This is a genomic window from Streptomyces poriticola, assembly GCF_036689765.1.
Classification (GTDB): domain Bacteria; phylum Actinomycetota; class Actinomycetes; order Streptomycetales; family Streptomycetaceae; genus Streptomyces; species Streptomyces poriticola.
The window spans coordinates 108,426-119,935 of the sequence record NZ_JBAGKH010000018.1; the positions used below are offsets into that span (position 1 = coordinate 108,426).

The 11,510-nt window shown below is 73.4% G+C and carries 9 protein-coding genes; 2 read left to right on the forward strand and 7 right to left on the reverse strand.

Annotated elements, in window-relative coordinates; translation table 11 throughout:
* Both V5O46_RS21500 and V5O46_RS21505 read right to left on the reverse strand, forming a co-directional pair.
* A complete protein-coding gene (locus V5O46_RS21500) occupies positions 1–2,244 on the reverse strand; it encodes an FUSC family protein (protein ID WP_332886279.1) in 2,244 nt (747 codons plus the stop codon).
* Between the two features lie 90 nt (positions 2,245–2,334).
* A complete protein-coding gene (locus tag V5O46_RS21505; RefSeq protein ID WP_332886280.1) occupies positions 2,335–3,711 on the reverse strand; it encodes an NAD(P)/FAD-dependent oxidoreductase in 1,377 nt (458 codons plus the stop codon).
* A 276-nt stretch (positions 3,712–3,987) separates the two neighbouring features.
* Here V5O46_RS21505 and V5O46_RS21510 point away from each other — a divergent pair, with 276 nt between their 5' ends.
* On the forward strand, positions 3,988–4,359 hold the full coding sequence (locus V5O46_RS21510) for a PRC-barrel domain-containing protein (protein ID WP_332886281.1): 372 nt from the start codon (positions 3,988–3,990) through the stop codon (positions 4,357–4,359).
* A gap of 34 nt (positions 4,360–4,393) precedes the next feature.
* Here the strand turns inward: V5O46_RS21510 and V5O46_RS21515 are convergent, their stop codons facing one another.
* Both V5O46_RS21515 and V5O46_RS21520 read right to left on the reverse strand, forming a co-directional pair.
* Positions 4,394–4,828 (reverse strand): ATP-binding protein, encoded by a 435-nt coding sequence (locus V5O46_RS21515; protein WP_332886282.1) that lies wholly within the window; start codon positions 4,826–4,828, stop codon positions 4,394–4,396.
* Positions 4,829–4,948: 120 nt separating this feature from the next.
* Positions 4,949–6,856, reverse strand: a complete 1,908-nt coding sequence (locus tag V5O46_RS21520) for an AMP-dependent synthetase/ligase (RefSeq protein WP_332886283.1) — start codon at positions 6,854–6,856, stop codon at positions 4,949–4,951.
* Positions 6,857–7,033: 177 nt separating this feature from the next.
* Between V5O46_RS21520 and V5O46_RS21525 the strand changes: the two genes are divergently transcribed.
* A complete protein-coding gene (locus V5O46_RS21525) occupies positions 7,034–7,267 on the forward strand; it encodes a DUF6480 family protein (RefSeq protein ID WP_332886284.1) in 234 nt (77 codons plus the stop codon).
* Between the two features lie 385 nt (positions 7,268–7,652).
* Here the strand turns inward: V5O46_RS21525 and glgB are convergent, their stop codons facing one another.
* The 3 genes from glgB to V5O46_RS21540 form a co-directional block, all read right to left on the reverse strand.
* A complete protein-coding gene (glgB, locus tag V5O46_RS21530; protein WP_332886285.1) occupies positions 7,653–9,881 on the reverse strand; it encodes a 1,4-alpha-glucan branching enzyme in 2,229 nt (742 codons plus the stop codon).
* A 4-nt stretch (positions 9,882–9,885) separates the two neighbouring features.
* A complete protein-coding gene (locus V5O46_RS21535; RefSeq protein ID WP_332886286.1) occupies positions 9,886–11,250 on the reverse strand; it encodes a maltokinase N-terminal cap-like domain-containing protein in 1,365 nt (454 codons plus the stop codon).
* A 31-nt stretch (positions 11,251–11,281) separates the two neighbouring features.
* Positions 11,282–11,510: alpha-glucosidase C-terminal domain-containing protein (locus tag V5O46_RS21540; protein ID WP_332886287.1), on the reverse strand; the 229-nt coding region annotated here is incomplete at its 5' end.

The window sequence follows — 11,510 nt, forward strand, 5'->3', positions numbered from 1 at the left end:
TCAGCGCCGCGGCGCCGTCACCGGCACCCGTAGCGGCCTGGCGAGACCGACCACCGCCTCGTCCAGGCGCTCCAGATGCCGCAGCACCCGGCCGGTGATCCTGCCGTACCGCGGGGTGCCCTCCGCGTCCGGCTGCAGCAGCGAGGCGATGCTCGGCCCGGTCTCCGCCTCCGTGCGGGCGTCCTCGTCCGCGACACGCGCCGCGATCGCCCCGATGTTGCGCACCGTGCGCCGCACCGCCCCGCGCAGCCGCGGATCCGCCGCGATCGACGGATGGGCGGGCAGCAGCTCGGCCGTCGCCGCCAGCGAACGCGCGTGATAGGCGCAGGTCTCCAGCAGCGCCACCACGTAGCGGGCGGTGTCGCGCCGGGTCCGCAGCGGAGTGATCGGATGGGTCAGCGGCTGTGTCGCCGCCCGCAGATCGCCCAGCGCCTGGTCCAGGTCCCGGGCCCGGTCCAGCAGGTCCGCCGCCGGGCCGCCGCTGAGCTGGTCCACCGCGCCCTCGGTGACGTCGGCGAGCCGCTCCAGCACCGTCACCAGCAGCTCGTTGGTCCGGCGGTCGGTGCGCACCGGCAGCACCAGCGCCGCCGCGACGATCCCGCACGCCGCACCCAGCGCGGTCTCCTCCACCCGGAGCAGCAGCACCGACATGCTGTAGGTGTGCAGCAGGGTGTAGAGCAGCCCCAGCATCGCGGTGACGAAGAACGACATCAGGGTGTACGACAGCGGTGCCGTGTAGAACATCGCGAAGATGAACAGCATGACCAGCGCGAACGCCAGCCAGGTCCGGTTGCCGACCAGGCCCGCCAGCGCGATGCCCGCCACCACCCCGAACAGCGTGCCCAGTACCCGTCGGTAGCCCTTCACCAGGATCTCCCCGGTGGACGCCGTGTTCAGGAAAACGATCCAGCAGGCCAGCACCGCCCAGTACCAGCGCTGCGCGGACAGCAGCTCACCGCCGACGATCGCCAGCGACGAGCCGACCGTCACCTGCACCGCGGCCCGCGTGGTGGGCCGCTGCAGCCCGGTCGGCTCCTCCTCGGGCGTGCTCTCCTCGGCGTCGATCGCCGCGTCCTCGGCGTCCATCTCCTCGCGAGAGCGCGCGGTGGCGGGGGAGTCGTCCGACTCGTCCTCCGGGCCGTCCAGCGCGATCCGCAGCCCCATGACCGCGCGGGCGGCCTCGCCGACGCCGCGGAAGACGTCCTGCACGGCCGGCGTGGCCGCCGGCAGGTTCTCCTCGTCGCGGTAGCCGAGCAGCCGGTTGCGCAGCTGGGACAGCGCCGTCCCGCGCGCCTGGGCCGGCGGCACCAGCACCAGCGCCCGCAGCGCGCCGAGGTCACGGCGCAGCAGGGCCGTCGCCTCGTCCGGCCCGGGCAGCCGGGCCACCGACGGGGCCGGAGCGCCCGGCAGATGCAGCGTCAGGGTGTCCGCGCGCTCGGCGCTGCGCGCGGACAGCAGCAGCAGGCCCAGCCGCTCCGCGGCGATCTCGGCGTCCGCGATGCGCCGCTGCACCAGCCGCGCCGTGGGCGCGTCGGGGGTGCCCTCCTCCAGCCGGGACTGGATCATCAGGGCCGTCTCGTGGAGCCGCGCGGTGCCGTCGCGCACGTCCTCGAGCGCCTTGTCGATGTCGTCCGCCCCGGCGTCCAGCAGATCGGTCTGTGCCTGGATCAGCTGCGCCAGCCGGGCCCGGAACGCCTGCCGCAGCCGCTGCAGCACGCCCGCGGGGGTCGCCGGCACGATCCCGAAGCGCACCACGGCACTGCAGGCGACCGCGACCGTGACGGCCGCGCACAGACCCGGCAGCTCAGCGACGGTGGCACCGACGAACAGGGACACGAAGTAGACCTGAAAGCCGATCAGCCCCAGCGCGGTGCCGCGGTCGCCGAACCGGCGGCCGTAGACGGCGCAGAAGATCAGGACGACGAAGAAGAGGTCACCGGCGACGACGCGCGAGGACAGCAGCGCGCCCAGCGTCACCGAGACCAGCGCCACCGGCAGGCCCAGCGCCAGCGTGACCGCCTGGGCGCCGCGCTGCTTCTCCCGGATGGCGAACGTCGATGCCATCGCCGTCATGGCGCCCGCCACCAGCAGGGAGACATCGACGCCGAACGGCGCCAGCACGGCCAGGGCCAGCGCGATGGCGCCTACCGTCCGCAGCCCGGCGATCAGCCGCAGCAGCCCCGGATCCGACGCGGCGACGCGGTCCCGCAGCCGGGTCCGCCCCGAGCGTCTGCCTGCCCTCACGCCGCCGCACTCACTTCCGTCCGCCGCTCCGTCCGCCGCAGAGATCCGCTTCTCAGCATGTCACGGCGCGGGCGGAGCGCCGCGGCCGGGTCACGGCGCGGACGGACCGGACCCCTCCACATGCGCCCGCACCTGTTCGGGCGTCATATACGCGTTGGTGAACTCGAAGTCCTTCAGCCGGGCGGGCTTGCGCGCCTGGAAGCCGGTCCGCACGAAATCGTCCCCGGCCACCGCGTTCAGCAGCCAGTTGGTCATCACCCGGGCCTTGGCCACGCCGGTGCGCAGCGCCGACCAGTGGTAGCCGCGCGCCACCGCCTGGGCGGGCAGGCCGTGCAGCTCCACCCCGAGCGGCTTGGAGACCGCGTCCGCCCCGCCCAGGTCGACGACCAGTCCCAGATCCTTGTGGACGTACGGTCGCATCGGCTGGTTGCGCACCGTGGCGATGATGTTGTCGGCGGCGACCCTGCCCTGCCGCATGGCGTGCTGTGCGGTCGGCGGGCAGACGGCATCCTCCGGGCCCTTCGCCAGATCGGGCACCGCGGCCGAGTCGCCCAGCGCGAACACCCCGTCTCGGCCGGGCACGGTCAGCTCCGAGGTGACCGCCAGCCGTCCCCGGACCGTCTCCGCACCGAGCGTGGCGATCAGCGGGCTGGCCACCACCCCGGCGGTCCAGATCAGCGTGCGGGTGGGCACCACGCGGCCGTCGGTGAAGGTGACCTCCTCCGCACCGGCCTTCTCGATGGAGACACCCAGGGAGATCTCGATACCGCGCCGGCGCAGGATGTCCTGGGCGCTGCGGCCCAGCTTCTCGCCCAGCTCCGGCATCAGCTTCGGCGCGATGTCGATCAGATGCCACTTGATCAGCCGGGGGTCCAGCCGCGGATAGCGCTTCACCGCGGCATGAGTGAGCCGCTGCAGACAGGCGGCGGTCTCGGTGCCCGCATAGCCGCCGCCCACCACCACGAACTGCAGACGGGAGGCGCGCTCGGCGGGGTCCTGGCTGGCGTCCGCCAGGTCCAGCTGGGAGATGACGTGGTCGCGGATGTAGGCCGCCTCGGCCAGGGTCTTCATGCCGTAGGCGTGATCGGTGAGACCCGGGATGTCGAAAGTGCGGGTGACGCTGCCCGGGGCGAGCACGATGTAGTCGTAGGGCTCCTCGACGATCCGGTCGGTGATGGTGCGGACCACACACACCTTCGCCTTCAGATCCACGCCGATCGCGCCGCCCGGGATGATCCGGGTGCGGTACTTCCGGCTGCGGCGCAGCGACAGCGCGATCGACTGGGGCGTCAGCACACCGGAGGCGACCTGGGGCAGCAGCGGCAGGTAGAGCTGGTAGGCGAGCGGCGTCACCAGCGTGATGTCCGCCTCGTACGGAGACAGCTGCCGCTCCAGACGGCGGACGCACTCCACGCCGGCGAAACCTGCGCCGACCACCAGGATCCTGGGTCGTGTCACGGTGCTCATCCCTTTCTGCGGCTCCCGGCGGTCTGCCTCGAACGCCATGCGCCTGCCCCCGGGCCGGTGCCTCGCACCTCATCGATCCCATCGTGCTGCCGGAGGTTCCGCCAGTCGAGAGCGGCAGCCCGGCGTACGCTGGGACCGCCCGTCGCCGCCCGGCACCCCCGGGGAGCCGCCGAATGCCGGTGCGCGGGCAGGGTAATTGCTGCTTGTGGGACCGGCGTCGCACACCGGTGCACGCCGGACCGGGACCCGTCACCCACCCGGGAGGGAAGGAGCAGCGTGCCGAGCGACAGTATCTGGACGTACGCGCCGGACAGCGGTCATGCCGAGGGGCAGGACCTGACCGGCTGCACGGTCGTCGCGGCCGACGGCACCGTCGGCCATGTGGACCGCCAGGCCGACCACTTCGGCATGCGTCATCTGGTCGTCGACAGCGGTGCCTGGGTCTTCGGGCGCAGCGTGCTCGTGCCGGTCGGGATCGTCACCGGCATCGACCCGCAGGACCGGCGGGTCACGGTGTCCTGCACCAAGGCCCAGATCAAGGCCGCGCCCCGGTTCCGCACCGACAGCGAGACGATGGACCGGGAGTATCTGACGGCGGTCGGCGACTACTACGACCGGCTGCCGCCCGCGGGCGGCTCCGCGCCCTGAGGCACGAGCCCGGCCGCCGCCGCGGCGGCCGGGCTCACCAGGGCAGGAAGACGTGGATGTCCTTGCCGTGCTCGTCGGTGACGACGCTGACCTGGTCGCACAGCGTGTGGATCAGATGCCAGCCGACGCCGCCCCCGCCGCTGCTGGGACGGAAGGGACGCGGTTCGGGCGGGACGGAGCTGGTGTCGTGCAGCACCACGTGCACACCGTCGAAGGTGCGGCGCAGCTGCAGCTCGAACGGGCCGGGCGCATACTGCACCGCGTTGGCCGCCAGTTCCGTGACCACCAGCAGAATGTCGTCCCAGTGCTCGGGGGCGGCCGGCGGCGCGACCCGCGCGAGATCGTACAGAAAATCCTCCGCGACCAGCCGCGCACCGGTCACATGGTGCAGCTCCCCGGCGAAACCGGCGGTGCGGTCCGTGATCCCCTCGGGAGCCGGTGTCCTGTTCCAACGCGACTCGGCTGCCATCTCGCCTTCCCGGCTCGGCCCGGCCGGCGGCCGGGCTGTCGTCCAGTGCCGTGCCCCCTCGGGTCTGCAAGTTCCCGTACCGGGGCACCCTACGCGCCCGTACTCGGCCGGGTGCGCCGGTCACCGGAAGAACACGTTGTCCGCGTCGTCCCAGCCCGCGGTCTCGTCCGGCAGGGTCCGCTGCGGGCGGCGCGACCGTGCCTCGTACATCGCGTCGATCTCGGCGGCGTAGGTGCGCACGATCTCGTCGCGGCGCAGCTTCATCGACGGGGTCAGCAGTCCGCCCGCCACGTCGAAGGGCCGCGGCAGGATACGGAACACCCGGATGGACTCCGCCCGCGACACCGTGCTGTTGGCGGCGGCCACCGCCCGCGCGACCTCCTCGCGCAGCGCGTTCTCCTCGCGTGCCTCGCGCATCGGGGCGTCCCCGGGCAACGCCAGCGCCGCCCGCCAGTGGACCAGGAAATCCGGGTCCAGGGTGATCAGCGCCCCCACGCACGGCCGGTTGTCGCCCACCAGCACCGCCTGGTGGACCAGCGGATGCATCCGCAGCCGCTGCTCCAGGGCGGCCGGGGCGACGCTCTTGCCGCTGCTGGTGACGATCACGTCCTTCTTGCGGCCGGTGATCGTCAGATAGCCCTCGTCGTCCAGTTGCCCGAGGTCCCCGGTGGCCAGCCAGCCGTCGCGCAGCGTCGCACGGGTGGCGGCCTCGTCGCCCACGTACCCCTGGAACACCGAAGGACCGCGCAGCAGGATCTCCCCGTCGTCGGCCACCCGGACCTCCGTGCCGGGCAGCGGCTGCCCCACGGTGCCGGACTTCTCCCGGCCCAGTGGCTGCATCGTCACCCCGCCGCTGGTCTCCGTCAGCCCGTAGCCGTCGTGCACGTAGATGCCGATGCCCTCGTAGAACAGCGACAGCTCACGGCTCAGCGTGGATCCGCCGCAGGTCGCCCGGCGCACCCGGCCGCCCAGCGCGGCCCGCAGCCGCCGGTACACCGTCCGCTCGTACAGGGCGTGCTGCAGCCGCAGGTCGAACCCGGGCCCCGCGCCACCCGTGAGCCGCTGCCGTTCCGTGGCCGCGGCGAAGTCCCGGGCGGTGTCGGCGGCCCGCTCGAACAGCCCGCCCCGGCCCGACTGCTGCGCCGCACGCAGGAAGTTCTTGTAGATCTTCTCCAGCAGTGAGGGAACGGCGTAGAAGTAGGTCGGGCGGAAGGTGCGCAGCGCCGAGATCAGCGCCTCCTCGGTGATCTCCGGCTCGTGCGCCATCAGCACCCCGCCGCGGATGCACAGCCCCTGGATCATCAGCCCGTACACATGGGAGAACGGCAGAAAGGCCAGGACCGCGCCCTGCTCGCCCGGCGCCGCCGCGGTGTGCCCCCAGCCGGCCAGCAGCGTGTCGCAGACGCCGGCCAGGCCGCGGTGGCTCAGGGCGCAGCCCAGGGGGCGTCCGGAGGTGCCGGAGGTGTAGGCGACGACCGCGGTGGCATCCGGCAGCACGAGGCGGCGCATCGAGTCGACGGCGGCCGGCGGGACCGCCTCCCCGCGGACCGCCAGCTCGTGCAGCGCGCCCGCGTCCAGCTGCCAGACGTGCCGCAGCGCCGGGAGCGCCGCGCACACCGAGCCGACGGTCATCACGCTCTGCTCGTCCTCGACGATCACGGCCGCACAGCCGGAGTCCCGCAGGATCCACTCGACCTGCTCGCGCGAGGAGGTCGGGTAGACGGGCACCACCTCGGCGCCCACCGCCCACAGGGCATGGCTGAGCACCGTCCACTCGTACCGGGTGCGGGCCATGATCGCGACGCGCTCGCCCGGTGTGATTCCCACCGCTATCAGCCCCCGGGCCAGATCGCTCACCTGGTCGCGGACCTCGACGGCCGTCACCTCCTGCCAGACGGCGGCCGACGCGCTCTCGCGGCGGGCGAGCATCGGCAGCGTCGGGTTGCGGGCCGCCGTGTCGAAGAGACTGTCGGCGAGCCCACCGGTCAGGGGCGGCGGGGCCGCGGGAGCGAGGGCTACGTCGCGCATGCGCTGCTCCTGATGTGTACGGGGTGTGACGGGACCGATGAGCACCGTCATCGGCGGCGGGCTCGAATGTAGCCGAGGAGACGGTGTCCCGGGGCGGGGACGGCAGAACTGTTCCAGCATCGATGATCTGCTGTTCCTCCGTCGATGATCTCGGCGGGATCGGGGGACCCGGAAGCCATGAGCGACCCGAATCCCGACCCCGAACCCGAACGCACCTCCGGGCTGGAACCCGGCGGTGGAGTGCCGCCCGGCGAGACCCCGCCCGCGGCGAGCGGTCTGCCCGGGGCAGGCCCGCGGGAGGACCACCATCCGCCCGCGGGCCGGGCCGGGGCGCCGCTGACGTTGATCATCGCCTTGGCGGTGCTGGTCGCCGTCGGTCTGCTCGCCTTCGCGCTGGCCCTGATCGTGTGACCGGCCCGCCGGGCTCCCGGCCGGGCAGGGCGCCGCTGCCGTGCCGGCCGACGAGGCGTCGGCCGGGCGGGAGGCCGCTGGCCGGGATCCGTGCGGGGGGCGGCTGCCGGCCACCGCCACCGGTGTCCGTCGCGGCCGGCTCAGGGCCGGCCGGCGGGGAACGGCGCCACCGCCGCGTCCGTCCCGGTCGCGGACGCCGTGACCCTCCTGCTCGGTGCCTCACCCTCGGTGTCCACACTTGGCGGCATGCGGTTCGGGGTAGGGGTCGGCCGCCGGGCCCGGCGGCCGCCATCGGGCGAACAGGCAACCCGGGGCGCAGCGCCGGCGGCGCCAGGCACCGGGTCCGTCCACGGCCGTCATCGGGTGCGGCGCGCGCCGCGGGGTCTCACCGGCCGGACGGCACCAGCCACACCGTGGCCAGCGGCGGCAGCGTGAGCCGGATGCAGCCGTCCTCCGGTTCGACGGACCCCGGCTCGCTCACCCCGCTTCCGCCGTACCGCGTCGCGTCCGTGTTGAGGACCTCCTGCCAGGCGGCGACGTCCTCGCCGGCAGCGAGCCGGTAGTCGTGGCGGACCACGGGCGAGAAGTTCGACACCGCCAGCAGCGGGGTGCCTTCCGCGTCGTAGCGCAGGAACGCGAAGACGTTGTCGTCGGCGGCGTCCACGGCCACCCACCGGAACCCGCCCGGGTCGGTGTCCCGCTGCCACAGGGCGGGCGTCGCCCGGTAGCGGGTGTTCAGATCGCGCACCAGGTCCCGGATCCCGCGGTGGTCGCCCGCCGAGTGGTAGCCGTCGTCGAGCAGCCACCACTCGGGCCCCTGCTGCTCGGACCACTCCGCGCCCTGGGCGAACTCCTGGCCCATGAACAGCAGCTTCTTGCCCGGGTGGGCCCACATGAAGCCCAGGTAGGCGCGGTGGTCGGCGCGCCGCTGCCACCAGTCGCCGGGCATCTTCGACACCAGGGCCTGCTTGCCGTGCACCACCTCGTCGTGCGAGATCGGCAGCACGTAGTTCTCGCTGTAGGCGTACACCATCGAGAACGTCATCTCGTGGTGGTGGTACTTGCGGTGGACCGGCTCGTGGGCCATGTACTCCAGCGAGTCGTGCATCCAGCCCATGTTCCACTTCAGCCCGAACCCGAGGCCGCCGGTGTCGGTGGGCCGGGTCACCCCGCCCCACGCCGTGGACTCCTCGGCGATCGTCACCACACCGGGGCACCGGCGGTAGACGGTGGCGTTCATCTCCTGCAGGAACGCCATCGCCGCCAGGTCCTCCCGGCCGCCGTGGACATTGGGCTCCCACTGGCCGGAGTCGCGCGAGTAGTCCAGGTACAGCATCGAGGCCACCGCGTCCACCCGCAGCCCGTCGATGTGGAACTCCTGGCACCAGTACACGGCGTTGGCCACCAGGAAGTTGCGCACCTCGGTGCGGGCGAAGTCGAACGTGTACGTCCCCCAGTCCGGGTGCTCCGCCCGCCGCGCGTCCCCGGGTTCGTACAGCGGGTCGCCGTCGAACCGGGCCAGCGCCCAGTCGTCCTTGGGGAAGTGCGCCGGCACCCAGTCCATGATCACGCCGATGCCCGCCCGGTGCAGGGCGTCGACCAGGTACTTGAAGTCGTCCGGGGAGCCGAGCCGCGCGGTCGGCGCGTAGTACGACGTCACCTGGTAGCCCCAGGACGGGCCGAACGGATGCTCCGCGACCGGCATCAGCTCGACATGGGTGAAGCCCAGGTCCCTGACGTAGGCGGGCAGCTGCTCGGCGAGCTCGCGGTACGTCAGTCCAGGCCGCCAGGAGGGCAGATGGACCTCGTACACGGAGAACGGCGCCTCGTGCACCGGCGTGTCGGCGCGGTGCCGCATCCACTCCGCGTCGTCCCAGTCGTGGTGCGACGCGGTCACCACCGAGGCGGTGTTCGGCGGCTCCTCGGCGCGGCGGGCCATCGGGTCGGCCTTGAGGAACCGGTGTCCGTACTGGGAGGTGATCTCGAACTTGTACGCGGTGCCCTCGCCGACGCCGGGCAGGAACAGCTCCCACACCCCGGACGCCCCCAGGGAGCGCATCGGGAAGGCCGTGCCGTCCCAGTAGGTGAAGTCCGCGGCGAGGCGCACCCCGCGCGCGTTCGGCGCCCACACCGTGAACCGGGTGCCCGGCACGCCCTGATGGGTCATCGGCTCGGCCCCGAGCGCCTGCCACAGCTGCTCGTGCCGGCCCTCCCGGATCAGATGCAGGTCGAACTCGCCCAGGGCGGGCACGAACCGGTACGGGTCGTGCACCTCCTGCGCATCGCCCCCGTACGCCACCAGCAGGGTGTACTCGGGGATCGCCGCGAGCGGGAGCACGCCGGAGAACAGACCGCCCCCCTCCGAGACGAGGGCGTGCCGCTCACCGTCGACCACCACGCTCACCGAGCGGGCGAAGGGCCGCAGCGTCCGGAACGCGATCCCGCCGGGCACCGGGTGGGCGCCCAGCAGCGCGTGCGGATCGTGGTGGGAGCCCGCCAGCAGGCGGCCCCGGTCGTCGGGGTCCAGCGGCGGGGCGGTCCCTGCCGGGCCGGTGGCGGTGGCGGTCGGAACGGGACCCGACGGCTCGGGGAGCGAGGTGTCGCGGAGGGCCACGGTGTCAGTCTCCTCTCACGGCGAGTCGTTCGATCGCCGCCATGGGTACGGGAAGCCAGTCGGGTCGGTGCCGGGCCTCGTACAGCACCTCGTACACGGCGCGGTCCGTCTCGTAGGCACGCAGCAGGCCGTGCTTCTTGCGCGGGTCCCAGCCGGCCCGGGCCGCGTAGCCCGCGCAGTAGGCCTCGCGGCAGCGGCGCGCCCACTCCGGCCGCCACGGGCGGCGCTGCCGGGCCGCGTAGTCGAAGGAGCGCAGCATGCCGGCGATGTCCCGCACCGGGGAGTGGTCGCTGCGGCGCTCGGCGAGCGGCCGGGACGGCTCGCCCTCGAAGTCGATCACGAACCAGTCCCGCCCGGCCCGCAGCACCTGCCCCAGGTGCAGGTCCCCGTGGATGCGCTGGGCCGGCGGCCCGGCGTCACAGGTCGCCAGCGCGGCGAACGCGGAGCGCAGACCGGGCACGAAGGGCCGCAGTGCCGGTACACAGTGCGCCGCCGAGGTCAGCCGCTCGGCCATCCCGGTCGCCGTCTGCCCGTTCTCGCCCGGCGTGCCGGCCGGGAAGGCCGACGCCAGCGCCAGGTGCACATCCGCCGTGGCCCGGCCCAGTTCGCGGGCCTGTGCGGTGAAGTCGTCCCCGGCGGACAGCGCATCGAGGGCGAGCGTCCAGCCGTCGGAGGCGCCGTGCAGGAACGGCTGCAGCACACCGAGCGTCGCCCCGTAGGGGTGGGTGGTCCGGAACCAGGCCACCGGCGTGGGCACCCGGCTGCATCCCTGCCGGGCCAGCGCACTGGTCACCTCCAGGTCCGGGTTGACCCCGGGCTGGATCCGCCGGAAGAGCTTCAGGATGAACTCGTCCCCGTACACCAGCGAGGTGTTGGACTGCTCCGCGTCGAGCAGCCGGGGTACCAGACCGGCCGGCACCGGCCGCAGCGGGTCGCACTCGAAGCGCAGCGGGCCGGCGGTGCCGGGGTGCCGCAGCCGCTCCAGCAGCAGCTGGGCCGACCGCGGGTCCTGCAGCGCGTCGTAGACCGTCAGGCCCGTCAGCGGCCCCTCCTGCGCCTGCCCGATGAGCGCACGCCCCAGCCGCGGCGACGGCCGCTCGCGGACCCCGAGCAGCAGCTGGTAGCAGTCCCCGGCCGGGGGGCTGCCACCGGGCGCGGGCACCGGACCGTGCCCGGTCTGGACCAGCAGATGCAGACATCCCGGGAACACCTCCGTCGTCGACAGCAGCCCGAGGTCGGTGACGGGCCGGTCCTTGCCCGCGAACCAGCGCTGCCGCGGCAGCCACTCGCGCAGCAGCCCGCCCAGCGACACCATCGGGTCGGCGGGCGGTGCTGCCGGTCTCGGGCGCAGGGATGCGGTCTTCGGCATGGTGACGCGTCCTTTCCTCGGCCTGTGCCGCTCACACTCGGTGGCCGATGCGGGATGCGACTCGGGTGAGCCGGAACCAGTAGAAGCCGTGGCCCCCGAGGGTCAGCAGGTACGGCAGTTCGCCGATGGCCGGGAAACGGACCCCGCCGAACAGCTCCACCGGATGGCGTCCGGCGAACTCGCGCAGATCGAGTTCGGTGGGCTGGGCGAACCGGGCGAAGTTGTTGACGCACAGCACCAGGTCGTCCTCGAACTCCCGA

Excerpts from the sequence above, each read along its gene's own strand:
- V5O46_RS21505 (WP_332886280.1), bottom strand. The coding sequence starts at position 3,711 with ATGAGCACCGTGACACGACCCAGGATCCTGGTGGTCGGCGCAGGTTTC.
- V5O46_RS21515 (WP_332886282.1), bottom strand. The coding sequence starts at position 4,828 with ATGGCAGCCGAGTCGCGTTGGAACAGGACACCGGCTCCCGAGGGGATC.
- V5O46_RS21520 (WP_332886283.1), bottom strand. The coding sequence starts at position 6,856 with ATGCGCGACGTAGCCCTCGCTCCCGCGGCCCCGCCGCCCCTGACCGGT.
- V5O46_RS21525 (WP_332886284.1), top strand. The coding sequence starts at position 7,034 with ATGAGCGACCCGAATCCCGACCCCGAACCCGAACGCACCTCCGGGCTG.
- V5O46_RS21535 (WP_332886286.1), bottom strand. The coding sequence starts at position 11,250 with ATGCCGAAGACCGCATCCCTGCGCCCGAGACCGGCAGCACCGCCCGCC.